General features: G+C 44.1%; 1 protein-coding gene. It reads right to left on the bottom strand.

Features of this window, described 5'->3' with window-relative positions; translation table 11 throughout:
• Nucleotides 1-222: hypothetical protein (locus tag AAEY79_RS16020; protein WP_352289682.1), on the bottom strand; the 222-nt coding region annotated here is incomplete at its 3' end.
• Nucleotides 223-247 lie beyond the last annotated feature (25 nt).

Genomic DNA, 247 nt, shown 5'->3' with positions numbered 1-247 from the left:
ACCTCGCCTGACTAAATTAATTAAAAATAGCAGGTACTCAAACCACTGAGCCATACTGACAACTTGCCCTAAAACTACGCCTTGCTTACTCAAAAAAGCCTGATCAGCAAGCTGTTGGAAATCGTTAAGCGCCTCGCTAGGTGTTATATCCAAAATTGCCTTGTCCATCTTGCCCAAACAAGAATGACAGCGATTGATATACCGCTGCTCTGGACTTAACATCTGGGGCTGGTAAGGCTGATTACAG

This window comes from Psychrobacter sp. GW64-MNA-CIBAN-0177, from assembly GCF_040309585.1.
GTDB lineage: Bacteria > Pseudomonadota > Gammaproteobacteria > Pseudomonadales > Moraxellaceae > Psychrobacter > Psychrobacter okhotskensis.
Note: the sequence above shows the minus strand (reverse complement) of the source record. Positions and strands in the feature narration are given on the sequence as shown.